The following is a 24,581-nucleotide window of genomic DNA, read 5'->3' as shown; positions in this document are numbered from 1 at the left end:
GACAAGGATATGGCCATTTCCCCCCGCTTTGCGCGTCGTGCTTCGGCCGACGGCCTGCCGCCCCGTGGTCTTCCGCTGCGTGCGATCATCCCCAATGCGGTGACCGCGCTCGCGCTGGTATCGGGGTTGACCGGCGTGAAGTTCGCCATTGCCGGATCATGGGAAGCGGCGGTGACGATGATCATGGTCGCTGCGCTGCTCGACGGGCTGGATGGCCGGATCGCGCGCCTATTACGGGGCGAAAGCCGGTTCGGAGCCGAACTCGATTCGCTCTCCGACGCGATCTCTTTCGGAGTCGCACCTGCGTTGATCCTGTACCTCTGGTCGCTGGAGCATCTGCCGCGAATCGGCTGGATCTGCGCGGTGCTTCAGGCGGTGTTCTGCGCCCTGCGACTGGCCCGGTTCAATTCGCAACTCGACGTCATCGATCAACCGCGAAAGACGGCGGGCTTCTTTACCGGCGTCCCTGCGCCCGCCGGGGCCGGGTTGGCGATGCTGCCACTCTATCTCTGGTTCTGGACGGGGGAGCCTGTCTTCGCCTCGCCCTATTTGGTCGCACCGTGGGTCGCCTTCGTGGCATTGCTCATGGTCTCGAGCCTGGCCACACTGTCATGGACATCGTTCCGCCTGCGCCGTCACGTTCGGTTTGAGGCGTTGGCGATCATCGTGCTGGTCGGCGTCGCGCTGATCTCGGCTCCTTGGCATGCTTTGACGGCATTATGCCTGGCTTACTTGATCAGCATACCCTTTACGATGCTCGCCTATGCCCGCCTCAAGCGGCAACGCGGCGTCGCGCCAGCGGCGAGAGCACCGGCGAACTCGCCGCCCAGCGCCTGACGGCGATCCGGCGCTCGGCCACCACCAGCGTGGCCAGCGGTGTGAAGGCCGGTTCGACATGGCCGGTCGCCAGATGAAGGATGCGCCGCCATTGCGGCGCGATCATCATGGCGATGGTAGCGACAGCGGCGACCAGCGCGCCCATGAAAACCAGAACACTCACCACGATCATCATGATGTCCGCCTCCTGCCGTTCGCTGCGGTTCGGCCAATTAACCAAACCGTAACCATTGAAAAATTTGATCAGTTCCGTCGCTGCCCTCGTGACAGCAGGTTGAGCCGTGCCAAATCCAGGACGTTTCGCATGTGATTCGTCTCGATCAGGCCGTGTTCTGCCTTGCGAACCCTTTATGTTCCGCTGTTGTTCCGTTGTCAATCGGCTTTGGAACAGATGTGAACGGCATGTGCCGCTTGCCACGCGGATTCGCATAGGCTAAGGGCGCGCGCCTCAACACCGCATGGGAAGCATCATATTTCGGTGCGCATGGGCTTTGCCCGCCGCGTCATCCGCTTCCCAGAGGACTAACCGGAAGGAATTATCTTATGGCGGCACCTGTCGTCACCATGCAGCAGCTGGTCGAGACCGGCGCGCACTTCGGTCACCAGACCCATCGCTGGAACCCGAAGATGAAGCCTTACATCTTTGGCGACCGCAACGGCGTCCACATCCTCGACCTGTCGCAGACCGTGCCGCTTTTCGCGCGCGCTCTGGAGTTCATCAGCTCGACCGTCGCTGGTGGTGGCAAGGTCCTGTTCGTCGGCACCAAGCGCCAGGCGCAGGAGCCGGTCGCCGAGGCCGCTCGTCGCGCTGGTCAGCACTTCGTCAACCATCGCTGGCTGGGCGGCATGCTCACCAACTGGAAGACGATCTCGAACTCGATCAAGCGCCTCAAGACGCTTGAAGAGCAGCTTTCGGGCGACACGCACGGCCTGACCAAGAAGGAAGTGCTGAACCTGACCCGCGAGCGCGACAAGCTCGAGCTGTCGCTGGGCGGCATCCGCGACATGGGCGGCGTTCCCGACGTGATGTTCGTGATCGACGCCAACAAGGAAGAGCTGGCGATCAAGGAAGCCAACACGCTGGGTATCCCCGTCGTTGCGATCCTCGATTCGAACGTCTCGCCCGACGGCATCGCGTTCCCGGTTCCGGCGAATGACGACGCCAGCCGTGCGATCCGTCTGTATTGCGAAGCCGTTGCCATCGCCGCCACCCGTGGCGGTCACGAGCAGCAGCGCCGCAGCGGCACCGACTTCGGTGCGATGGCCGAGCCGCCCGTCGAGGAAGCGCTGACCGTCGCCCCGACCGAGACGGCCGAGCAGGCTGTCGAGGCCGAGCGCCAGATCGACGCGTAATATTCGCGTCCGTCCCGCCATGCGGGCGGGATGATCGTCGACCGGACGGGCGAACTCTCCGGTCGATGACATCGGCTTGACACGCAAGCCGTGCTAAGGGCCGCCTCCGATGGGGCGGCCCTACCCGCATCCCCCTTTTCAGACAGAGGATTGAGACAATGGCCGATATCACCGCAGCGATGGTCAAGGACCTGCGCGAAAAGAGCGGCGCGGGCATGATGGACTGCAAGAAGGCGCTGGCCGAAGCGAATGGCGACATGGACGCCGCGCTGGACTGGCTGCGCACCAAGGGCCTGGCGGCCGCGCAGAAGAAGTCGAGCCGTACCGCGGCCGAGGGCCTGGTCGGCGTCGCCACCAACGGCACCGTCGGCGCCGCCGTCGAAGTGAACTCGGAAACCGATTTCGTCGCGAAGAACGACCAGTTCCAGGCCTTCGTCCGCGACGTGACCGCGATCGCGCTGAAGTCGGGCGACGACATCGAAGCGCTGAAGACCGAAGCGATGCCGCAGGGCGGCACCGTTGCCGAAGTGCTGACCAACAACGTCGCGACCATCGGTGAGAACCAGTCGCTGCGTCGCGCCAAGCGCCTCGAAGTGTCGAAGGGCGCGGTCGTGTCCTACGTCCACAACCAGCAGGCGCCCGGCATGGGCAAGATCGGCGTGCTGGTCGCGCTGGAGTCGGAAGCCGCCGACGAGACGCTGCAGGCGCTCGGCCGTCAGCTCGCGATGCACATCGCCGCGGCCTTCCCCAAGGCGCTGAACGAGGAAGACCTGGACGAGAGCGAGATCGAGCGTGAGCGCGCGATTGCGACCGAAAAGGCCGCCGAATCGGGCAAGCCTGCCGACATCATCGCCAAGATGGTCGAAGGCTCGATCGCGAAGTACCGCAAGGAGCACGCGCTGGTCAGCCAGCTGTTCGTGATCGACGGCAAGACCAAGATCAGCGACGTCGTGGCGAAGGCCGGCAAGGACGCCGGTGCCGAGATCAAGCTGGTGGACTATGTCCGCTTCCAGCTTGGCGAGGGCATCGAGAAGGAAGCGTCGGACTTCGCGGCCGAAGTGGCGGCGGCTTCGGGCGTTCCGCAGAAGGCGTAATCCTCGCACCGTTCCGGGATGGGACGGTGAGGGTAGAGGAGAGCGGTCGTCGAAAGGCGGCCGCTCTCTTTGTGTTCGGGGGTAGGGGCATCTTTTCCCAGCGTCCGTTCGCCCCGAGCGAGGTTCAAGGGCAAGGGATGAGCGCAGGCCCATGGGCTTCGACTTCGCTCAGCCGGAACGGAGACCGTGGGACGGGGCGGCAAGACATGGCGATCAATTCCCATCCCCATGAAAATCCCGGTGACCCACCGCTCGACGGTTGCCCGCTGCCCGGTCGCCGCCTAAGGTCCGCGCCACTTTCATCACCAAGATCCGAGAAACGATGACCACCCCGCGCTTCAAACGTATCCTTCTGAAACTGTCGGGCGAGGTCCTGATGGGCGAGGGGGGCTTGGCCATCTCTCCCGAGATCACGGCGCGCGTCGCGCAGGAGATCGCCGATGTCCGGGCCCAGGGCTATGAGCTGTGCATCGTGGTCGGCGGTGGCAACATCTTTCGCGGCCTGTCTGCGGCGGCCAAGGGGATCGAGCGGGCGACGGCCGACTATATGGGCATGCTGGCGACCGTGATGAACGCGCTGGCCGTGCAGAACGCGCTGGAGCAGATCGGTGTCGACACCCGTGTCCAGTCGGCCATCCCGATGTCCAGCGTGTGCGAGCCCTTTATCCGCCGTCGCGCTGAGCGGCATCTGGAAAAGGGGCGGGTGGTGATCTTCGCGGCGGGCGTGGGCTCGCCCTTCTTCACCACCGATAGCGGCGCGGCCCTGCGCGCGGCGGAGATGAAGTGCGACGCGCTGTTCAAGGGTACCAGCGTCGACGGCGTCTACGACGCCGATCCGAAGAAGGTGCCGACCGCGACGCGGTACGAAACCGTCACCTTTTCCAAGGTTCTGTCCGACGACCTGAAGGTCATGGACGCCTCGGCCATCGCGCTGTGCCGCGACAACAATATCCCGATCGTCGTCTTCAACATCCGCGAACATGGCAATTTCGGTGCCGTGCTGGCGGGGCAGGGTGTGTCGACGATCGTTCAGAATCAAGGAGCTTAATCATGGCAGCGTATGACAAGTCCGATCTCGAGCGCCGTATGCAGGGCGCTGTCGAATCGCTGAAGCACGATCTGAACGGCTTGCGCACTGGCCGTGCCTCGACCGCCTTGCTCGATCCGGTGACCGTCGAAGTCTATGGCAGCCATATGCCGCTGAACCAGGTCGCGACCGTCTCCGCGCCCGAGCCGCGCATGTTGTCGGTGCAGGTGTGGGACAAGTCCAACGTCTCGCCGGTCGAAAAGGCGATCCGCTCGGCGGGCCTCGGCCTTAACCCGATCAACGACGGCCAGACGCTGCGCCTGCCGATCCCCGACCTGACCGAGGAACGCCGCAAGGAACTGGCCAAGCTGGCCAACAAATATGCCGAGAGCGCGCGCATCGCGGTGCGTAACGTGCGTCGCGACGGCATGGACAGCCTGAAGACCGACGAGAAGAAGGGACTGTTCGGCGAGGATGAGCGCAAGCGCCATGAAACCGAGGTGCAGAAGCTGACCGATGCGACGATCGCCGATCTCGACGCGGCGGCGGCGGCCAAGGAAAAGGAAATCCTGGGTTAGTGAGTCCTCCGGCCGCCTCGGCCCAGACGGCTCTGGGGTCGCTGGTGGCCGTGCCCGATACGGGTGCGGTCCCGCGTCACGTCGCGATCATCATGGACGGCAATGGCCGCTGGGCCAAACGTCGTCTGCTGCCCCGCTTCGCCGGCCACAAGGCCGGGGTCGAGGCGGTGCGCCGCATCTCGCGCGCGGCCCGCTCGCTGGGGATCGAGGCGCTGACGCTCTATGCCTTCTCTTCCGAGAATTGGCGGCGACCCGAGGCCGAGATCAGCGACCTGATGGGGCTGCTGCGCATTTTTCTGCGCAAGGATCTGGCGGAGCTGGTGTCGGACAATGTCCGTTTGCGCGTGATCGGTGACTATCGCCGCTTCGCCCCCGATCTGGTCGCGATGATCGACGATGCGATCGAGCGGACATCGGCCAATACCGGACCGATTCTGGCGATCGCGCTCAATTACGGGGCGCAGGCCGAACTGGTCGAGGCGACCAAGCGGCTGGCGGCGAAGGTCGCGGCGGGCGAGATGACCGCCGACGCGATCACGCCCCAGGCGATCGAGGGCGAGTTGCAGACGAACGGCCTGCCGCCGCTCGATCTGGTCATCCGCACCTCGGGCGAACAGCGTCTGTCCAACTTTCTATTGTGGCAGGCGGCCTATGCCGAATTGCTCTTCGTCGAAACGCTATGGCCCGATTTCGACGAAGCGGCGCTGGCCGATGCGGTGGCGGAGTTCGGCCGACGGCACAGGCGTTTCGGCGGCCTGTGACCGATCCTGAAATCCCATCGGTCGGAGCGCCCGATGCGGCCCCGGCCACCCCGCCCGTCGGAGCCATGTCCAACCTGACCAAAAGGGTGCTCGCCAGTATCGTCATGATCGCGGTGGCGAGCGTCTGTCTGGCGCTGGGCGGACTGGCGTTCTGGTTGCTGGCGGTCGTCGTCGCGCTTTTCATGATGGCCGAGTGGTCCGATCTTCTGAAGATCGAGCGCCCGCGCAAGCAGCTGGCGCAATTCGCCTTGTCGGTGCCGCTGGCCATCATGGCACCGGGGCTGGCGGCGGGACCGGGCTTCTTCGCGCTGGGGCTGATCGCGGGGGTCTTCTTCTTCCTGACCATCATTTCGCGTCGGCCGGATTATGGCGCGGGCGCGCTCTATGTCGGGTTGCCGGTCTTTTCGCTGCTGGCGATCCGTCTGCATGACGATGGTCTGGCCCTGTCGCTCTGGGCGATGGCGCTGGTCTGGGCCTGCGACAGCGGTGCATTCTTCGTGGGGCGGCAATTTGGCGGGCCGAAGCTTGCCCCGGCGATCAGCCCGGCCAAGACCTGGTCTGGTCTGATCGGCGGCGTCGCGGCGGCCACGTTGCTGGCGGCGGCGATGCATGTCTATCATGGCCTGCCCATGTTTCTCGTCATCGCCACGCCGCTGCTCGCGGTGCTGGCGCAGATGGGCGACCTGTTCGAAAGCTGGCTGAAGCGGCGCGCCGGTGTGAAGGACAGCGGCAATGTCCTGCCCGGCCATGGCGGCGTCATGGACCGGCTGGACGGCATCGTGCCGGTCGCGCCGGTGGCGGCTTTCCTGATCTTCCTGCCGGACCTGTTCTGATGCGTAGCGTTACGATTCTGGGTGCGACCGGCTCGGTCGGTACCTCGACCCTGGATTTGATCGAGCGTGAGCCCGACCGCTATCGGGTTCGCGCGCTGACCGCCAATTGCGATGTCGGCAAGCTCGCGGCGGCGGCGAAGCGGACTGGCGCCGAACTGGCGGTGGTTGCGGACGAGCGCTGCCTGCCCGATCTGCGCGACGCGCTGGCGGGCACGGAGACGCGTGTCGCGGGCGGCCGTGCGGCGGTGATCGAGGCGGCGGCGAGCGGCGCGGACTGGACCATGGGCGCGATCGTCGGCTGCGCCGGGCTGGAGCCCGCCATGGCGGCGATCGCCCTTGGCGGGACGGTGGTGCTCGCCAACAAGGAGCCCCTGGTTTCCGCAGGCGAGGTGGTGTTGGCGGCGGCGGCCAAGGCAGGGGCGACGCTCCTGCCCGCGGACAGCGAGCATAACGCCATCTATCAATGCTTCGACTTCGCCCGACCCGAGCGGGTGCGGCGGATCGTGCTGACCGCCAGCGGCGGACCCTTCCGCGAATCGAGCACCGAGGAGATGCGCCGTGTCACCCCCGAACAGGCGGTGGCACATCCCAACTGGTCGATGGGTGCCAAAATCTCGGTCGACTCGGCGACGATGATGAACAAGGGGCTGGAACTGATCGAGGCGGCCCGGCTGTTCCCCGTCCCGGCCGACCGGATCGAGATCGTGCTTCATCCGCAATCGATCATCCATTCGGCGGTCGATTATGTCGATGGCTCGATGTTGGCGCAGCTCGGCCCCTCCGACATGCGGGTGCCGATCGCGCATTGCCTGGCCTGGCCCGACCGGATGCCGACTCCGATGGCGCCACTCGATCTGGTGGCGCTGGGGAGGATGGACTTTGCCGCGCCCGACCCGCTTCGTTTTCCCGCGCTGCGGCTGGCGCGTGCGGCGCTGGAGGCGGGGGGCGCTGCCCCAGCCATCTTGAATGCGGCGAATGAGGTCGCGGTCGCAGCTTTTCTCGCGCGGCGTATCGGCTTCCTCGAAATTGCCGCAATCGTCGAACATGTTCTCCACCGCTACGACCCGGCCCCGCCGGAAACGCTCGATGCGGTGATCGCGATCGATGCGGAGACGCGGGTGTTGGCGGCCGAGCGCGTTGAGGATTGCGTCGTTTGATCGAAACCCCCGGCCTGTTGCTGACCGTTCTGGCCTTCATTCTCGCTCTCGGTCCGCTCGTGTTCGTGCACGAGATGGGTCATTACCTTGCCGGCCGCTGGTTCGGGGTGAAGGCAGAGACATTCTCGATCGGCTTCGGTCGGGAGATTTTCGGCTTTACCGACAAGCGCGATACGCGGTGGAAGATCGGCTGGCTGCCGCTGGGCGGTTACGTCAAGTTCGCGGGCGACATGAACCCCGCCGGCCAGCCCGATGCGGCCTGGCTCTCTTTGCCCCCTGAAGAACGCGCCCGGACCTTTCAGGCCAAGCCGGTGTGGCAGCGCGCGATCATCGTCGCGGCGGGCCCGGCGATCAACTTCGTCGCCGCCATCCTGATCCTGGCCGGTTTCGCCTATGCTTATGGCGAGGTGGTGATCCCGCCGGTGGTCGGCCAGGTGATGCCGGGCAGCGCGGCCGCCTCGACGACGCTTCGCGCCGGCGACCGGGTGACCGCGATCGGGGATCGCACCGTCACCGACTTCGCCGACATCGCCCGCTATGTGCAGATTCGCGCGGGCGAGCGGGTGACCATCACCGCCGAGCGGGACGGGCGCAGCTTCACGACCGAGACGACGGTCGGCACCGAGCAGCAGCGCGACCGATTCGGCAACAGCTATCGCATCGGTCGCCTGGGGCTTCGCGGCTCTGGCCAGGTCGATCTCCGCCCGGTCGGGCTGCTCCGCGCGCCTGTCGTCGCGGTGCAGCGGACCGGCGAGATCGTCCGCATGATGGTCGAAACGCTCGGGCAGGTGATCTCCGGCCGTCGCTCGGTGAAGGAACTCGGCGGGCCGGTGTCGATCGCCAAGGTATCGGGCGAACAGATGTCGCTAGGCCTGGACGCCTTTGTTTTCTTCGTGGCGCTGGTGTCCATCAATCTGGGGTTCATCAACCTGTTGCCAGTGCCGATGCTGGATGGCGGTCATCTTCTTTTCTACGCGATCGAAGCGGTGCGGCGGCGTCCCCTGGAGCCGGCAGCCCAGGAATGGGCATTTCGCGGCGGTTTGATCGCAATTCTGGCCCTGATGCTGTTCGTTACGTTCAATGATCTGGGCAATTTGGGCCTATGGCGGAATATCGCCGGCTTGATCGGTTGACGACGATGGGGCAGGGCGCGGTTACGACAGGGGTCGGTTCGACTTTTCTGGGGTGGGTTTGGTGACAGCAATGACGGGTATGAAGACTGTGCGCGCGGGCGCCATATTGCTGGCGGGCACGATGCTGTCCGGCGTTCCCGTCTGGGCGCAGACCGCACCGACCGCTCCCGGCGGTGCCGCCGCCCCGACATCGGTCGTCGCGCCCGCCCCGGTGCGGACGATCAAGACGCTGCGCGTCGAGGGTGCGCAGCGTATCGAACCCGAGACGGTGCTGTCCTATACCAAGCTGCGGGTCGGCATTCCCTATACGCCCGAAACGCTCGACCAGGCGCTGAAGGATCTCCAGGCGTCGGAGCTGTTCGCCGACTTCTCCATCTCGGGCGTCGAGTCCGGTGACATCGTGCTGCGCGTGCGAGAGAATCCGATCATCAACCGGGTCATTCTGGAGGGCAACAAGCGCCTGAAGGAAGACAAGATCAAGAAGGAGATCAAGCTGTCTCCTCGCCAGATCTTCACCCGTACCGCCGTGCGACAGGACGTGGCGCGCATCGTCGAACTCTATCGCCGCCAGGGTCGTTTCGGCGCAGTGGTCGAGCCGAAGATGGTCAATCTGGACCAGAACCGCGTCGACGTGGTTTTCGAGATCAGCGAGGGGCCCAAGTCCAAGGTCCGCCAGATCAACATCATCGGCAACGAGAAATTCTCGGACGATGAACTGCGTGGTGCGATGTACACCAAGCAGTCGCGCTGGTTCCGTTTCCTGTCCTCGGCCACCAGCTACGATCAGGATCGCCTGGCCGCCGACCAGCAGAAGCTGCGCGCCTTCTATCTGTCCAACGGCTATGCCGACTTCCGCGTGACCAGCGCGGTGGCCGAGCTGACCCCGGACAAGAAGGACTTCATCATCACTTATGTGGTGGAGGAAGGTCCGCGCTACAAATTCGGCGACGTCAAGGTCGACAGCCAGATCCGCGACTTCGACAATGACAAGCTCGCCCAGTCGCTGCCGATGAAGAAGGGCGACTGGTACAATGCCAAGCTGATCGAGGATTCGATCGACAGCCTCAGCCAGACGGCGGGCCTGTTCGGCTATGCCTTCACCGACGTGGAACCGAATTTCCAGCGCGACAAGGAAGCGCTGACCATGTCGATCACCTTCAACATCGCCGAAGCCAAGCGGACCTATGTCGAGCGGATCGACATTAACGGCAACACCCAGACGCAGGATAAGGTCGTCCGCCGCGAAATCCGCGTGGCCGAGGGGGATGCCTTCAACAGCTTCCAGGTCCGTCGCAGCCAGGACCGCATCAACTCGCTTGGCTATTTCCAGGAAAAGCTGGAGATCAAGCAGAACCCCGGCTCGACGCCGGACCGGATCGTTCTGGAAACCAATGTCGAGGAACAGTCGACCGGCTCGTTGCAGCTGTCGGCCGGTTATTCGTCGCTGGAACGCTTCATCATCCAGGCGAACATCACCCAGCGCAACTTCCGCGGCAAGGGCCAGGAACTGCGCGCGGGCGTCAACTACTCGGCCTATTCCAAGTCGATCGAGTTGGGCTTCACCGAGCCTTATGTGTTCGACAAGAATATCGCGCTCGGCGTCGATGTGTTCCGCCGCGACTTCAACTCGTTCAACTATCTGGGCACCACGCGCCAGACGACCTACAGCCAGGTCTCGACCGGCTTCCAGGTTCGTGCGGGCGTGCCGTTGACCGAATATTGGTCGCTGTCGGGTCGTTATGGCCTGACCTATGACCAGGTTGGCCTGGACTCGTCATTCTTCAACGCGGACGGCAGCTGTAACTTCCAGCAGGCGGGCCGCTATCTCTGCGACTCGATCGGCAATCGCTGGACCTCGTCCATCGGCTATTCGCTGATCTATGACAGCCTGAACAGCCGCCTGCGTCCGACGGCGGGTCATCGCTTCTCGTTCAGCCAGGACTTTGCTGGTCTGGGCGGCGACGTGAAGTATATCCGCACCCGCGCGGAAGGCGCCAAGTTCAAGGGGCTGGGCAAGGGCTTCGTCTTCTCGATCCTGGGCGAGGGCGGTTATATCCACTCGCTCGAAGGCAGCCGTGGTCCGGGTATCGATCCGGTCCGCATCGTCGATCGTTTCTATCTGGGCGAGCCGCAGTTCCGCGGCTTCGACATTCGTGGCGTCGGCCCGCGCGTGCTGCGCGTGCCCTATGTCATCGGCAACGACGGCAGCCAGTCGCTCAGCAAGGACCGGCAGCAGTTCGTCGACGACGCACTGGGCGGCCGCGCTTACTATCTGGCGCGTGCGGAGCTGGAAATCCCATTGGGTTCGGGCGCGCGTGAGATGGGCCTGCGCCCCAGCGTCTATGTCCAGGCGGGCAGCCTGTGGGGCGTCACCCGCCCGCTGGCCTCGCTCAACTTCCCGCAGGCGAAGGACGCCAACGGCAATCCCTTGTTCAATAAGGACGGCTCGCCGACGCTGGCGCCGGTCGCCCAGACGGACACACAGGGACGCCCGCTTTTTCAGGTGCCTACCAACGACAGCACCACGGCGGACAAGACGGCGGGCCTCACCACCACCTGCCAGACCGGCTACTCTGCGACGCTGGGTGGCGCTTGCTCCGGTTCGACGGCCAATATCGCGCTTCAGAACACCAATTATGCCCAGGAGCAATTCTATCTTGGCACCTGGAAGCCGCGCGTGTCGATCGGTATCGGCGTGAACTGGAATTCACCATTTGGACCGCTGCGCATCGACCTGGCCAAGGCATTGGTCACGCAGCCGGGCGACGACCCCAAGCTTATCACTTTCAACGTAGGGACGCAGTTCTGATGAAGACGATTTCCAAGCTCCTTCTCGCGGCGGCTCTCGTCGCGCCGGCCGCCACGGTGGCCACGAGCGCCAGCGCCCAGGTCAACGGCGTCGCCGTTGCCGATCCGCAGGGCGCGATCGCCGGTTCGCGTGCCTGGACGACCGCGCGCCAGCAGATCGAGACGACCTACAAGGCTCAGCTCGACCAGGCCGAAGCCCGTCGTGCCGCGATCGGCCGCGAGCTGGAGCCGCTGGTCCAGGCGTTCCAGACCGCCCGTTCGGCCCCCAACGCCAACGAAGCCGCGCTGCGCACCCAGGCTCAGTCGATCCAGGCGAAGCAGCAGGCCGGTGAGCAGGAACTCGCCCGCCTGACCCAGCCCGCCGCCCGTGCACAGGGCTATGCGGTCGAGCAGATCCAGGCGCGTCTGGGCGAAGCGGTGCAGAACGCCGTGCGCGCCAAGAATGTCAGCCTGCTGGTCAGCCCGCAGGCGGTGCTGTTCATGCAGCCGACCGCCGACATCACCTCTGCGGTGACGGCCGAGCTCGACAAGCTGGTCCCGACCGTCAGCATCACCCCGCCCGCCAACTGGCAGCCGGGTCAGCAGGGTCAGCAGCAGGGTGCTGCTCCCGCCGCCGCTCCGGCCGCGACCCCCGCTACGGCGCCCGCGCGTCGTCAGAACAGCGGCCGGTAATTCGTCCGTGAGCGACGTCGTGAATGATGCGGTGAAGACCGTCATGGGCCCGCTGGACGTTACCCGGGTCATGGCGGCGATCCCCCACCGTTATCCGATGCTGCTGGTCGATCGTGTCGAGGAACTGGTCCTCGACACGTCGATCCGCGCGGTGAAGGCGGTGACGATCAACGAGGGCTTTTTCCAGGGCCATTATCCCGGCCGTCCGATCATGCCGGGCGTGCTGATCGTGGAGGCGCTGGCACAAGCCGCCGGTGTCCTGGGCGTGGAGAGCCTGGGCCTCGCCAATTCGGGCAAGCTCGTCTACTTCATGTCGATCGATGGCGTGAAGTTCCGCAAGCCTGTCGAACCCGGGGTGCTTCTGCATCTGGAGGTCGAGTTCGTGTCGAAGCGGACCCGCGTCTGTAAGTTCGCGGGTGTCGCCAAGATCGACGGCACCGTCGTGGCGGAGGCCAATTTCACCGCGATGATCGCCGACCCGCCCGCCGAGGCGTGACGGCACCACGTCGCTTTTGACTATCGGGGCGCGGTCCGCTATGGGCCGCGCCTTGAGCTTTAAGGCTGGTCGGAACCAGCCATTTCCGGAGCAATATCATGAAGACCGATACCCATCCCGACTATCACATGATCAAGGTGCAGATGACCGACGGCACCGTGTTCGAAACCCGCTCCACCTGGGGCAAGGAAGGCGACACGATGCAGCTCGACATCGATCCGCTGGCGCACCCGGCCTGGACCGGTGGCCGTGGCCAGATGCTGGACACCGGCGGTCAGGTCGCGCGCTTCAACAAGCGCTTCGGTGGCGGTCTCACGCTCCGCAAGTAACTGCTTCGCTCGTTTGAGCGGATGTCGACAAGGCCCGGTACTTCCTAGGGAAGTGCCGGGCTTTGTTGCGTAAGGGGCGTGATGGATGGGATTCGCCATCAGCCGGTTCGCGCCTGGTCGAGCGGAATTCATGGTCCTTGCGCGATATGGGTCTGCGGCGGCGTATGATCCACTCCGCCAAAGGTGATGGCATCAGGATCAGGGTGCGGATCGTCCGATCGATGGACGTCATCGCCGGTTGCCATGTCGACCAAGTCACGCCGGTCGAGACGGGAGAGGCGCTGTAGCGAGACTTGGGAAAGGCCGTTTTCGCGGCTGGCCCGTGACGGGCGATTGGGCTAGTCATCGGCAAACCGGTAACAACTGGAACGATCGTGACCCTTCCTGCCAGCCCAATGACCACCTTGCCACGCAGTGAAGACAGCATCGCCGCCGTCAGCGTCACGGAATTGTTCACGATCGGGATCGGTCCATCGAGTTCGCACACCGTCGGCCCGATGCGCGCGGCCAAGGCGTTCGCGGCGGAAATGCTCGACACCGGCCTGGTCCCGGAACGAGTGCAGGCCGAGCTATTCGGATCGCTGTCGCTGACCGGTCGTGGCCATCATAGCGATCGTGCGGTCCTGCTGGGGCTGGCCGGGGAAACGCCCGAGACGGTCGATCCCGACGCGATCGAGGGGCTGCTCGCGAATATCGCCCGAACGGGTGAGATCCGCCTGGACGGACGGCATGATCTGCCCTTCGACTATGAGGCTGACTTGCTGTTCCGGCCGGGCTTTCTGCCCGCGCATCCCAATGGCATGGTCTTCACGGCCTTTCTGGCGGACGGCAGTGCGGTGGTGCGGCGCTTCTATTCGATCGGTGGTGGCGCGATCCGCATGGAGGGGGCCGAGCCGATGCGGACCAACCGTCGCTTGGCGCATCCCTTTGCCTCGGGCGCGGAACTGCTGGAACGGGCGGCCGAGACCGGTCTGTCGATCGCGCAGATCGTGCGAGCCAATGAAGCGGCATGGCGTGAAGATGGCGAGACCGACGCGTTTCTGGACCGGGTTCGCGATGCGATGTGCGGCGCGATCGAACGGGGCTGTGCCGCATCGGGCGTCCTGCCGGGGGGATTGAAGGTACAGCGTCGCGCACAGGCGATCCGGCAGAAGCTGCTCGATCGGGGGCCACGCACCGATCCGAGCCTAGTGTTCGAATGGGTCAGCCTGTGGGCGCTGGCCGTCAACGAGGAAAATGCGGCCGGGGGCAGGGTCGTCACCGCCCCCACGAACGGCGCGGCGGGCGTCATCCCGGCGGTGCTGCGCTATTATGAGACCTTCGTCCACGGTGCGACGCGTGACGGAATGCGGACCCTGTTGCTGACGGCGGCGGCGGTGGGAATGCTCTACAAGAAGCGCGCCTCGATTTCGGCGGCGGAGATGGGCTGTCAGGGCGAGGTCGGCGTCGCCTGTTCGATGGCGGCGGCGGGGCTGGCGGCGGCGCTGGGCGGCACCCCTTCGCAGGTGGAGAATGCCGCCGAGATCGGCATGGAGCATAATCTGGGCCTGACCTGCGATCCGATCGGCGGCCTTGTCCAGATCCCCTGTATCGAGCGCAATACCATGGGGGCGATCAAGGCGATCAACGCCGCCTATCTCGCGCTCCATGGCGATGGGCGGCATATCGTCAGCTTGGATCAGGTCATCGAAACGATGCGCCAGACCGGCGAGGATATGAAGTCGCAGTATAAGGAAACCAGCCTGGGGGGCCTGGCCGTGAACGTGGTCGAGTGCTGACGCGCACGGCTACGCAATGACGGGCTAGGACCGCGCGGCCCAGCGGATCGCATTGGTCAGGATGCGGCGATAGGCGGGGTCGTCGTAAAGCTGCGGCTCATGGCCCAGCGCCGAGTAGAAGACCCGGCCCGTGGTGCGCGAATTGATCCACATGACCGGATGGGTGCCCATGCGCAGCTTCTCGCCCGGACGATAGCTCGCCTCGTCCACCTGTGCGAGGACGATCATGCCACGCGCGGCGGGATTGCCGTCGAAGCTGTACCATTCGTCGCGCGCGACCCAGGGCATGCGGACCCCGGCCAGGATGGGATGACGCGGCTGGGCGGCAATGACGCGGGCGGACTGGATATGATCCTCGCCATTGGGGTGCCCGATAAAGGTCGTGCCGATGATCGTATCGGCATACCAGGGCTCCTTATGGCTGTCGTCGCCCGCCGCGTGGAGCGCGACCACGCCGCCGCCTCTTGCCACGAACCGGGCGAAGGCCGCCTGCTGCTCGGGCGTCAGGAAATCGCCGCTCGCACTGTTCAGTACGACGACCGAGAAATGGGATAGATGGTCGTCATTGAAGACGGCGGCGTTTTCGGTCGTGAAGCTGGGGCGACCGAGCCGCTTGGCGATATCTGCGAGAACGATGTTGGAATGGGGGATGTGCTCGATATGTCGCCAGCCATTGGTCTTGGAGACGATCAGCACGCCGCGATCGATTCCGACGGGTAGGACAGGGGCCACGCTGTCGACAATACGCCCCGGCAGATGCGGATCGGACGGAGCCTGCGCCACTGTGAGCAGTGCCATGATCGTAAGTGTTTTCAGCATCATCCGTCTCCCTTTTCGGGGAGCGTAGCAAATCCTCGCATGGACGGGGAGGGGGCGACCAAGCGCAATGAGGAGTGTCATCGTTGGTGGTGACACTCCTCATTCGGTGTTTTGCGCTGCCGGCTCCCCTGCCAAGGCAGGGATTAGGGTCAATCCGCCGCGATCGGTCCGTCATGCGGCTTGGGTCGCCGGGTGAACCAGGTCAGCGCCGCCAGCACGATGCACAGCCAGGCCGAGACATAGAAGATGTCCGTCGATGCCAGCAGATAGGCTTGCCCCACCATCTGCCGCGTGACGGCGGCGGCGGCCTGCGTATCGGTCAGGCCCAGATGGTTGAGCCCGGTCCGTGCCATCTGCCACACCGGGTTCTGGCCGATCGCCTCCGACAGATGCGCCTGATGCATCGCCTCGCGTCGGTCCCACATGGTGGTGGTCAGCGACGCGGCGAAGCTGCCCGCGGTGATGCGTGCGAAGTTGGAAATGCCGGTGGCCGAGGGAATACGCGCTTGCGGCACCCCGTCCAGTGCGATCGTCAGCATGGCGAGGAAGAAGGTGCTCATCGCGATGCCCTGTACCATCAGGGGCAGCACGAAGTCGCTGAAGCTCGCCTGGGTGTTGAGCCCCGATCGCATCCAATAGGACAGGCCGAAGGCGGCAAAGGCGATGGTGGCCATGATCCGCGCATCGACCTTGCCCGAAAGACGCGCGACAAACGGGGTCAGGACCACCGCCACCGCCCCGCTGGGCGCGGCGACGAGACCCGCCCAGGTCGCGGTATAGCCGAGTTGCGTCTGGAGCCAGAGCGGCAGCAGCAGCGTATTGGCGAAGAACACCGCATAGCCCAGGCAGAAGGCCAGCGTCCCGAGGCTGAAATTCCGGCCCTTGAACAGCGAGAGGTCGACCGCCGGATTGGCGTCGGTCAACTCCCAGATCAGCCAGGCGACGAAGCCGACGATCGCGATCACCGTCATCACGACGATCCGGGTCGAATGGAACCAGTCGTCATTCTTGCCCAGGTCGAGCATCATCTGAAGCGCGCCGACCCAGACGACCAGCATGATCAGCCCGACCTTGTCGATCGGCAGGTTGCGGGTCGGGGTTTCGCGGCTCGACAGCCCGCGCCAGCACACGCCCGCGCAGAACAGGCCGACCGGCACGTTGATGAGGAAGATCCAACTCCAATGATAATTGTCGGAGATATATCCGCCCAGGATCGGCCCCATGATCGGCGCGACCAATGTGGTCATCGACCAGATGCCGAGCGCGGTCGACCGCTTCTGTGGCGGGAAGATCGAGATGAGCAGCGCCTGGCTGCCCGGGATCATCGGCCCCGATACCGCCCCCTGGAGTACGCGAAAGCCGATCAGCGAGGACAGGTCCCATGCGATGCCGCACAGGAAGGATGCGATGGTAAATAGCAGGACCGACACGCAGAAGGTGCGCACCACGCCGAATTTTCCCATCAGCCAGCCGGTCAGCGGCACCGCCACGCCATTGGCGACGGCGAAGGCGGTGACGACCCAGGTCGAATTGTCCGAACTGACGCCCAAATTGCCCGCGATGGTGGGCAGCGAGACGTTGGCGATGGTCGAATCGAGCACCTGCATGAAGGTGCCCAGCGCCAGCGCGAAGGCGACCAGCGCCAGCGCCGGACCTTTCAGCGGCGCGGGACCTTCCCCCGCGCCGCCCTGTGCGGGGGCGCCGGCCATCAGCGATTGGCCGCGATGATCTGCGCGATCCGCGCTTCCACCGCCGGGTCGTTCGCATCGGTGGCGCGGGTCTGATAGGCTTGGGCGGCGGCGGTGCCGATCCGCGGGCCATTCTGGTCGGCCGTATCCACCGTGACCGTCGCGGACAGGCCGACGCGCAGCGGGTTCTGGCGCAACTCATTGGCGTTCAGCCCGATGCGGACCGGCACGCGCTGCACGATCTTGATCCAGTTGCCGCTGGCATTCTGCGGCGGCAGCAGCGCGAAGGCATTGCCGCTGCCCGCGCCCAGGCCGATGACCTTGCCGTGATAGACGATCTTGCCGCCATACATGTCGGCGACGATCGTCGCGGGCTGGCCGATGCGGACGTCCTTCAACTGGGTCTCGCGGAAATTGGCGTCGACCCATAGCCGGTCGAGCGGAACCACCGCCATCAATGGCGTCCCCGCTGCGACCTGCTGCCCGACCTGAACGGTGCGCTGGGCGACGACACCGTCGATCGGCGCGATGATATGCATATGGTTGCGGGTGATCGCGGCGCGGCGATAGGCGGCGATGGCGGCCATCACGGCGGGGTTGGTCCCCACATTGGTGCCCTGCACGGCGGTCCGTGCCTGGGCCGCCTGCGCGCGGGCGAGGTTGAGATTCGCCGTCGCGACCTTCACCGCGTCGGCCGCGTGGGACAGTTCCTCGCCCGACACCGCGCCCTCGGCGGCGGCGCCGCGACGGCGGGCATAGTCGTCGCGCGTGCGGGCCAGTTCGGCCTGCGCCTGGACGATCCCGGCGCCGCTCTGGTTGACCTTGGTGAAGTCGGCGCGGGTCGCGCGAACCGCGCGCGCCAGTTCGGCGGCGGCGGAGGCCAGCCCGACATCGGCCGTCGCCGGATCGAGGTCGAGCAGCGGCGCACCCGCCTTCACCGTCTGCGTATTGTCGGCATGGATGGCGAGCACCGTGCCCGGATCGCGCGCGGTGATCGACACCACGTCGCCCGCGACATAGGCGTCGTCGGTCTCTTCCTCCGGCTTGGCGAGCAGGAAGTGGAACACCGCCCATATGACCGCCGCGACCACGACGACGACGAGAAGGATGGTCAGCCCGGTCTTGCGTGCCCTGGGCTTGCCCGACGGGGCGGTTGCCGGGGAGGGGGCGGCGGCTTCGGTGTCGCTCATTGCGTGATACCTTGCGAAGAAGAGGAGAAACCACCGCCCAGGGCGACGGCCAGCGCAATGCGCGCCTGGACCGCATCGGCGGCGAGATTGGCGTCGGCCTGATCGGCCTCAAGCTGGCGAATGTCGGGGTCGATCAGGCCAAGCTGCGATTGCAGTCCGCTCGACACCCGGATGGCGTTGAGGCGACGGGTCTCGGACAGGCCGCGCACCACCTCGGTCTGGCGGGCGCGCTCGGTTGCGAGCGTCCTGCTTCGCGTCACCGCGTCGGCGGCCTCGCGGACCGCGCCGACGACGCGGTTGTTATAGTCGGCAGTGGCAAGGTCGAGCGCGGCAGTCGCCCCCGCCAGCCCGGCGCGCAGCCGCCCGCTGTCGAAGATCGGCAGATGGATGGCGGGGCCCGCGCCGGCCGTGCCCGCATCGGCCGTGAACAGATTGCCGAGCCCGACCGCCTGGAACCCGGCCAGCGCCATCAGATTGACGTTGGGCAGAAACGCCTTGCGCGCCACCTCCTGCCCGGCGGTCGCCGCATCGATTCGGGCGAGCGACGCCGCGATGTCGGGGCGTCGCGCCAGAAGGTCGGCGGGCACCGTCGCGGGGATGGGCAGTGCGGCGTCGAAGGCGATCCGGGTCGGTGTGATCGTCGCGGGATAATCCAGTCCGCGTCCGGCCAGTGCGGCCAGGGCGTTGCGCGACAGGGCGGCCTGTGCCTCTGCCCGTGCCAGCGCCACCTGCGCCTGGGCCAGCAGCGTCTGCGCGCTGGAGGCGTCGAGCTGACTGGCAAGCTGATGGCGGATGCGCGACTGGACCAGCGAGAGCGAACGGGTGCGCGTTGCGATGGTCTGGCGGGCGATGCCTGCCTGCCGCTCGGCCCGCGCCAGTTCGACATAGGTCTGCGCGACCGATCCGGCGAGCGCCAGTCGGGCGGCCGTCACATCAAGCGCCGCCGCACGGGTGGAGGCGCGCGCCGCCTCGATCGCGGCGGCCTGTCGCCCGAACAGGTCGATCGTCCAGTTCAGATTGGCCTGCGCCTGTCCCAGCCACTGGGTCGTGCCCGCATAGGGCGGCGGGATCGTGTAGCGACCGGAAATCCGGCTATATTGCTCCTGCGCGTCGAGCGAGACGGCGGGACCGTCATCGGCACGGCGGCTGGCCAGCACCGACTCCGCCTGCCGCAACCGCGCCAGCGCCACGGTAAGGGACGGGTTGCCGGTCAGCGCATCGTCGACGATCCGGTCGAGCTGCGGATCACCCAGCCCGCGCCACCAGTCGGTCGCGACGAGCGGGGCCTGCGCATCGCCCAGCCCCAGCGTCTCGGGCGCGGTCTGGGTGACAGCGGGATGCGCCTGGGGAACGGAACAACCCGCAAGAAGCAGGGCGATGAGGGGAATAGTCCGCTTCATGCTTCATTCTCCAGGCGATCGCGGAGGCGCTGCAGATAGTCGATCAGGCGATCGACATCCTCCTCCGCCCAGTCGGACAGCCAGCCGCTCCACATCGCCGTGGCCTTGTCCTTGCACCGCATCGCGATCTCGCGCCCCTGCTCGGTCAGGCTCAGGCGCACGACCCGGCGATCCTCGGTGCAGCGGCAGCGTTGGATCAGGCCCCGCTCTTCCAGCGTGTCGATGATGCGGGTGGTCGCGCCGGTGTCGTGGCACAGATGGCGCGACAGCTCGGCGGCGGTGCCGCCCACGCCATATTGGACCGCCATCAGGGCGCTCCATTGAACGTGAGTCACCTCTTCGTCGGCGAAGATCGGCTCCATGCCGATCCGGCCGAGCTGGAAGACCCGCTTGGTCAGGTAACCGACCGAACGTTCAGGATCAAAGGGTTGGGACTCGGAGCATGTCATTTTGCTGCCATGGCAATGATTGCCATGGCAGTCAATTTGCTCGGTCGCTCATGACATATTTGTCATCGCGGCTCGCGCAGGATCGGATAGGAGCGGACGAAACGGTCGCGATAGGGCGAATGGTCGAACAGCCAGTTCAATCGCGCTTCGCCATCGGCGGCAAAACCCGGATCTGCGTCCAGCTTGGCCTGGAATGCGGCCTTCAATTGGGCGTCCTGCTCGAGCATCCGGTCGGCCATGGGCGCGAAGACAAAGGCCTCGGTGCGGACGGGCGCGGTCAGCATCTCTGGATAAAAGCCCCAGGCCATCAGCGAGTCCTGGCTTTCCGGCTCAAGCAGTGCGGCGGCAAGCAGGCCGAGCGGTTGATCGGCCGAAACGCGGACACTGCCGATCGGAAGGGTCCGCTCTGCCGTTTCGTGCCGCACGCGCGCGTCGATCGGATAGCGGCCGTCAGACGGTGGCAGCGGTCTTGCCTCGGTCACAGTGATCTGATCCAGCGGCAGCGTGCGCGGCGCGTCGATCGTGTCGAAGGCGATGCCGTGCCATTTCAGCCGCTCGATCGTCTCGACCTGTTCGGGCGGAATCCACCAGGCCTTGGGCAGGGTGACGGTTTCGGCCGGGCTTTGGCCGATGATCGGTATGCTAAGGGTGCGTGGCTGCCCGTCCCAGCGTTGCTCCTGTCGTCCCGAGGCGGGGGAGAGATAGAGGTCATGGCCGATGCCCTTGAAGTCGATCCATCCGATCGGCTGGGCGGCTTGTGTCCACCGGGTCAGCAATGTTGCGGGGCGCGAGGCACGGTCGGCGGCCTTGGCGGCGGCGATCCGGTCCGCATCCTGCCCCGCCAGCCGCAATGCGGCCTCAAGGAGTACATAGGTGCCCAGAACCCGCTGGCGAAACGGCTTGAGCATATGGTTTTCGACCAGCACGGTCGGGATGCCGATAAAATCGCCATAGCCGGTCGAGTAACGCGGCCCTTCCGGGCTGTAGCGGATGCCCTTGGACGGATCGCGGACGTCGATGGGGCTGGGATAGATGACCGGGATATGCCCCGCTTGCGTCAGCGCGGTCATGGCCCGATCGGTGAAGCGCTGCTCCAGCCAGTCGGCGGTCGCGCGGTGACGGGCATAGCGACCCCAGCCCGCATAGGTGAAGCTGATGTCATATTGCTGGTCGAACCCGTCGCTGTCGTGCAGGTCGACGTACAGAATGGGATCGAATTGGCGCAGTAGCGCGACGACGGCTCGCGTTTCGGGTGCATCCAGCTTGGCATAGTCACGGTTCAGGTTGATATTGCGGGCATTGGCCCGCTCGCCCTTTTCGGCCGGACCGCGCTGGTGCGGACGGTTGAAGGCGGTCATCCGCTCATGTCCGTCGACGTTCAGGACGGGGACGAAGACCAGATCGACCTTGTCGAGAATATCCGCCTTGCCGCGAAACGCGATGTCGCGGAGCAGCATCAACCCGGCATCCTTGCCGTCGATCTCGCCCGAATGGATGCCGGCCTGCACCATGACGACGGGCTTGGGCGCGCCGCCTTTGCTGGCGCGGACATAGAGAAGCTCGCGACCCTCGGTCGTATGCCCGAACCCATGGACGCTTATCAACGGCGAGGCCGCGGCGAGCCGGTCGAGATATTGCCGGACCTCGGCAAAGGCTGGGCTCGTGGTGAAACCGGATGCCTCGGCGGGCGTGATCCATCGGTCGTCACGCCCGACGATCAGCTTTTCGCTGGCCCCGGACCATGCGGGCGCCGGAGGCAGAAGGGGAGAGACCGGCTGTTGGCCCAAGGCGGACGAGGGTGATGCGAAACAGGCCAGGACGTAGCAGGCCATGGCGGTGCAGGTCAGGGCGATCGGGCGGCGACGCAGGATAATGACGAACCTCCTTTCAGAATTCAGTGTGCCGATATGATATTACATTGCGCTAAGCCATTCAATTATTATGCGATTGATTATCATTATTGTTCGCACTAGGGGGCGTGTCCAACAGGCCCGATGGGGCATATTGTGTCAGCGGAGGAAGTATGAAGCGCAGCCTGATGGCGGCCATGTCGGTCGGTGTCGCGTCACTGGTTTGGGGCGGTCCGGCCTTTGCCGCCGAGACGGCGGCCCCCGCCGATCCCCAGCGATCGGACGACATCATCGTCAATGGCGCACGTGTCGCGCAGGCGGGGGATCAAGAAAGCGCGTCCCCGACCGGCCTGGCGCTGTCGCTGCGCGAGACGCCGCAGTCGGTGACGGTGATCGACCGGCAACGGATCGACGACTTCGCATTGACCAACGTCCAGGACCTGCTGACCCAGACGGTCGGCATCAATGTCGAGCGGACCGAGACCGACCGTACCGAATTCAATTCGCGCGGGTTCGATATCACCAATTTCCAGTTCGACGGCATCGGCCTGCCGATGTTCTACAACATCCAGACCGGCGATCTCGACACCATCCTGTTCGACCGAGTGGAGGCGGTGCGCGGCGCGAACGCGATCATGACCGGCGTCGGCAATCCGTCCGCAACGATCAACTTCCTGCGCAAGCGCCCGACCAAGAGCTTCCAGGCCAATGGCTCGGCCTATCTGGGCTCGTTCGATATGTGGCGGCTGGAAGGCGACGTGTCCGGCCCGCTGACCGGGGACGGGTCCCTGCGGATGCGGGCGATCGGCGCGCATGAGGAGCGGGACAGCTATCTCGACTATAATCATGTCAACCGCGACGTGGTGGCGGGGCTGCTTGCCTGGGACGTCACGCCTGCGCTGACCGCGACCCTGGGCTATTCGCGGCAGGACAATCGCTCGCGCGGCGTGCTGTGGGGGGCGTTGCCGCTGACCTATAGCGACGGCACACGGATCGACTATGCGCGTTCGGCCTCGACCTCGGCGGACTGGACCTATTGGAATGTCCTAGACCAGACCGCGTTCGGCGAACTGGCGTGGCGGCCGTTCGGCGACTGGGCGGTGCGCGGTGTCGTCACCTATCGGCGGTTCGAGGAGAGCGCGCGGCTGCTCTACGCCTATAACCTGCCGAACCGGGCGACGGGTCTGGGCGTTGCCGGACTGACGGGGCGCTACGACTCGAATTACGACCAGCTCCTGTTCGATGGCTATGCCTCGGGCAGCGTGTCGCTGTTCGGGCGCGACCATCAACTGGCCTTTGGCGTCTCGACCGGCCGGTCGAATGGCGAGCAATATGAGGGCCAGGCGTTGGGGGCCATCGACTATGGCGATATTCGCAATCTTGCCAACTTCCGCGCCCCGCAGGTCGGCTATGCGCCGATGGTGCAGCAAGCGGATACGCAGGATCGCCTGACCCGCGCTTATGGTGCGATGCACCTGAACCTGACCGACCGGCTGAAGGGCGTGGTGGGCGCGACGGCGATCTGGCTGCGGAGCTCGGGCGAATCCTACGACGTCGACCAGACCCGCCGGAACAGCCGCGTCACCCCCTATCTGGGCGCGCTGTACGACCTGACCAGTCATGTCACCGCCTATGCCAGCTATACCGGCATCTTCAATCCGCAGAGCGAGGTGGACATCACCAACACCCGCCTCGCGCCCGCGCGCGGCTCCAGCATCGAGGCGGGGTTGAAGGGCGAATGGCTGGATGGCCGCCTCTATGGCTCGGCGGCGGTCTTTCGTGCCGAGCAGAAGGGGCTGGCGCTCTATGCGGGTTCCTTCAACGGCGCCAATGGCCCGGTCGGCGTGAACTATTATACCGGGCAGGACACCGTCTCGAAGGGGTTCGAGATCGAGCTGGCGGGGCGCATGACCGACCGCTGGCTGCTGTCGGGGGGCTTTACCCATCTTCAGGTCGAGGATGGCGACGGCACCCGGTCGCGTCCCTTCATCCCGCGCGACACGTTCAAGCTGGCGGCGACCTATAGCATCGAGCAATTGAACGACCTGAGACTGGGCGGCCAGTTCCGCTATCAGAGCCGGATCAGCAACGACAGCGGCGCCGTGACGGCCGCCGGGCAGGCGATCCCGGTGGTGCAGGACGCCTATGCCACGCTCGATCTGCTGGGCAGCATCCGCCTGATCGATCATGTCCGCGCCAGCGTGAACCTGCGCAACGTCACCAACGCCAAATATCTGGGTACGCTGAAATATGGGCAGGCCTTCTATGCCGCGCCCCGCAGCATCCTGGCGACGCTGCGCTTCGATTACTGACGGTAAGCGGGGCGAGA

The 24,581-nt window shown here is 65.5% G+C and carries 23 protein-coding genes; 16 read left to right on the top strand and 7 right to left on the bottom strand.

What is annotated here, in order from left to right:
- Positions 1–9: 9 nt before the first annotated feature.
- Complete coding sequence (gene pssA / locus NZL82_RS14450) at positions 10–837, top strand: CDP-diacylglycerol--serine O-phosphatidyltransferase (protein WP_261270454.1); 828 nt, start codon at positions 10–12, stop codon at positions 835–837.
- Here the strand turns inward: pssA and NZL82_RS14445 are convergent.
- Positions 773–1,012, bottom strand: coding sequence for a hypothetical protein (locus NZL82_RS14445; protein ID WP_261270453.1), 240 nt, complete (start codon positions 1,010–1,012; stop codon positions 773–775). The two genes, pssA and NZL82_RS14445, sit on opposite strands and share 65 nt — an antisense overlap.
- Positions 1,013–1,380: 368 nt before the next feature.
- On the opposite strand from NZL82_RS14445, the gene rpsB reads away from it, so the two are divergent.
- The 14 genes from rpsB to NZL82_RS14375 all read left to right on the top strand — a co-directional run bounded on the left by rpsB (position 1,381) and on the right by NZL82_RS14375 (position 14,856).
- Positions 1,381–2,190, top strand: coding sequence for a 30S ribosomal protein S2 (gene rpsB, locus NZL82_RS14440; protein WP_261270452.1), 810 nt, complete (start codon positions 1,381–1,383; stop codon positions 2,188–2,190).
- Positions 2,191–2,348: 158 nt separating this feature from the next.
- The gene (gene tsf / locus NZL82_RS14435) at positions 2,349–3,284 is read left to right on the top strand and encodes a translation elongation factor Ts (protein ID WP_261270451.1); all 936 of its coding nucleotides are present in this window, start codon (positions 2,349–2,351) and stop codon (positions 3,282–3,284) included.
- A gap of 322 nt (positions 3,285–3,606) precedes the next feature.
- Positions 3,607–4,332 (top strand): UMP kinase, encoded by a 726-nt coding sequence (pyrH, locus tag NZL82_RS14430; protein WP_261270450.1) that lies wholly within the window; start codon positions 3,607–3,609, stop codon positions 4,330–4,332.
- 2 nt (positions 4,333–4,334) lie between these two features.
- Entirely contained in the window at positions 4,335–4,889 is a 555-nt protein-coding gene (gene frr / locus NZL82_RS14425) for a ribosome recycling factor (RefSeq protein ID WP_261270449.1), read from the top strand.
- A gap of 92 nt (positions 4,890–4,981) precedes the next feature.
- Positions 4,982–5,650, top strand: coding sequence for a polyprenyl diphosphate synthase (gene uppS, locus NZL82_RS14420; protein ID WP_405051381.1), 669 nt, complete (start codon positions 4,982–4,984; stop codon positions 5,648–5,650).
- 65 nt (positions 5,651–5,715) lie between these two features.
- Entirely contained in the window at positions 5,716–6,483 is a 768-nt protein-coding gene (locus NZL82_RS14415; RefSeq protein WP_261270534.1) for a phosphatidate cytidylyltransferase, read from the top strand.
- A complete protein-coding gene (dxr, locus tag NZL82_RS14410) occupies positions 6,483–7,640 on the top strand; it encodes a 1-deoxy-D-xylulose-5-phosphate reductoisomerase (protein ID WP_261270448.1) in 1,158 nt (385 codons plus the stop codon). Before NZL82_RS14415 ends, dxr begins: the two co-directional genes overlap by 1 nt.
- Complete coding sequence (rseP, locus tag NZL82_RS14405; protein WP_261270447.1) at positions 7,637–8,773, top strand: RIP metalloprotease RseP; 1,137 nt, start codon at positions 7,637–7,639, stop codon at positions 8,771–8,773. Before dxr ends, rseP begins: the two co-directional genes overlap by 4 nt.
- A 70-nt stretch (positions 8,774–8,843) precedes the next feature.
- Positions 8,844–11,582 (top strand): outer membrane protein assembly factor BamA, encoded by a 2,739-nt coding sequence (gene bamA / locus NZL82_RS14400; RefSeq protein ID WP_405051380.1) that lies wholly within the window; start codon positions 8,844–8,846, stop codon positions 11,580–11,582.
- Positions 11,582–12,253, top strand: a complete 672-nt coding sequence (locus tag NZL82_RS14395) for an OmpH family outer membrane protein (protein ID WP_261270445.1) — start codon at positions 11,582–11,584, stop codon at positions 12,251–12,253. Before bamA ends, NZL82_RS14395 begins: the two co-directional genes overlap by 1 nt.
- 43 nt (positions 12,254–12,296) lie before the next feature.
- On the top strand, positions 12,297–12,749 hold the full coding sequence (gene fabZ / locus NZL82_RS14390) for a 3-hydroxyacyl-ACP dehydratase FabZ (protein WP_261270533.1): 453 nt from the start codon (positions 12,297–12,299) through the stop codon (positions 12,747–12,749).
- A gap of 98 nt (positions 12,750–12,847) precedes the next feature.
- Complete coding sequence (gene rpmE, locus NZL82_RS14385; RefSeq protein WP_007404343.1) at positions 12,848–13,078, top strand: 50S ribosomal protein L31; 231 nt, start codon at positions 12,848–12,850, stop codon at positions 13,076–13,078.
- Between the two features lie 164 nt (positions 13,079–13,242).
- Positions 13,243–13,365 carry a hypothetical protein gene (locus NZL82_RS14380; RefSeq protein WP_261270444.1) on the top strand — a complete coding sequence of 41 codons (123 nt, stop codon included), beginning with the start codon at positions 13,243–13,245 and terminating at the stop codon, positions 13,363–13,365.
- Between the two features lie 108 nt (positions 13,366–13,473).
- Positions 13,474–14,856 carry an L-serine ammonia-lyase gene (locus NZL82_RS14375; protein WP_261270443.1) on the top strand — a complete coding sequence of 461 codons (1,383 nt, stop codon included), beginning with the start codon at positions 13,474–13,476 and terminating at the stop codon, positions 14,854–14,856.
- Between the two features lie 24 nt (positions 14,857–14,880).
- Here the strand turns inward: NZL82_RS14375 and NZL82_RS14370 are convergent, their stop codons facing one another.
- The 6 genes from NZL82_RS14370 to NZL82_RS14345 all read right to left on the bottom strand — a co-directional run bounded on the left by NZL82_RS14370 (position 14,881) and on the right by NZL82_RS14345 (position 22,234).
- Positions 14,881–15,675: a ThuA domain-containing protein gene (locus NZL82_RS14370; protein WP_261270442.1), complete on the bottom strand. Its 795-nt coding sequence runs from the start codon at positions 15,673–15,675 to the stop codon at positions 14,881–14,883.
- Between the two features lie 149 nt (positions 15,676–15,824).
- Positions 15,825–17,384, bottom strand: a complete 1,560-nt coding sequence (locus NZL82_RS14365; RefSeq protein ID WP_261270441.1) for a DHA2 family efflux MFS transporter permease subunit — start codon at positions 17,382–17,384, stop codon at positions 15,825–15,827.
- A complete protein-coding gene (locus tag NZL82_RS14360; RefSeq protein WP_261270440.1) occupies positions 17,384–18,553 on the bottom strand; it encodes an efflux RND transporter periplasmic adaptor subunit in 1,170 nt (389 codons plus the stop codon). Before NZL82_RS14360 ends, NZL82_RS14365 begins: the two co-directional genes overlap by 1 nt.
- A complete protein-coding gene (locus NZL82_RS14355; RefSeq protein ID WP_261270439.1) occupies positions 18,550–19,953 on the bottom strand; it encodes an efflux transporter outer membrane subunit in 1,404 nt (467 codons plus the stop codon). Before NZL82_RS14355 ends, NZL82_RS14360 begins: the two co-directional genes overlap by 4 nt.
- On the bottom strand, positions 19,950–20,402 hold the full coding sequence (locus tag NZL82_RS14350; protein WP_261270438.1) for a MarR family winged helix-turn-helix transcriptional regulator: 453 nt from the start codon (positions 20,400–20,402) through the stop codon (positions 19,950–19,952). The genes NZL82_RS14355 and NZL82_RS14350 overlap by 4 nt, the downstream gene beginning before the upstream one ends.
- A 62-nt stretch (positions 20,403–20,464) precedes the next feature.
- Positions 20,465–22,234, bottom strand: coding sequence for a M14 family metallopeptidase (locus tag NZL82_RS14345; protein WP_261270437.1), 1,770 nt, complete (start codon positions 22,232–22,234; stop codon positions 20,465–20,467).
- Positions 22,235–22,425: 191 nt separating this feature from the next.
- On the opposite strand from NZL82_RS14345, the gene NZL82_RS14340 reads away from it, so the two are divergent.
- A complete protein-coding gene (locus NZL82_RS14340; protein ID WP_261270436.1) occupies positions 22,426–24,564 on the top strand; it encodes a TonB-dependent siderophore receptor in 2,139 nt (712 codons plus the stop codon).
- Positions 24,565–24,581 lie beyond the last annotated feature (17 nt).

This window comes from Sphingomonas sp. LC-1, from assembly GCF_025371035.1.
GTDB classification, from domain to species: domain Bacteria; phylum Pseudomonadota; class Alphaproteobacteria; order Sphingomonadales; family Sphingomonadaceae; genus Sphingomonas; species Sphingomonas sanguinis_E.
Note: the sequence above shows the minus strand (reverse complement) of the source record. Positions and strands in the feature narration are given on the sequence as shown.